This window comes from Neisseria sp. P0019.S003, from assembly GCF_051957115.1.
GTDB classification, from domain to species: domain Bacteria; phylum Pseudomonadota; class Gammaproteobacteria; order Burkholderiales; family Neisseriaceae; genus Neisseria; species Neisseria flavescens_D.
Map to the genome: position 1 here is coordinate 1 of NZ_JBQCWT010000121.1, position 255 is coordinate 255.

1 protein-coding gene is annotated in these 255 nt (G+C 52.2%); it reads left to right on the forward strand.

What is annotated here, in order from left to right:
* The coding region (locus ACTHTS_RS11395; RefSeq protein WP_440370105.1) for a transposase at positions 1–223 on the forward strand (223 nt) is incomplete at its 5' end.
* Between the last annotated feature and the right edge of the window lie 32 nt (positions 224–255).

A 255-nucleotide genomic window follows, 5' to 3' on the forward strand; every position in this document is an offset into this window, starting at 1 on the left:
CCGCAAACATCCGCTGTCGGAAGCACAAACCAAACGTAACCGATATTTGTCGAAGACCCGTTATGTGGTCGAACAAAGCTTCGGTACGCTGCACCGTAAATTCCGCTACGCCCAGGCAGCCTATTTCAGGCTGATTAAAGTGAGTGCGCAAAGCCATCTGAAGGCGATGTGTTTGAACCTGTTGAAAGCCGCCAACAGGCTAAGTGTGTCTGTTGCCGCCTAAAAGGCGGCCCGGATGCCTGATTATCGGGTATC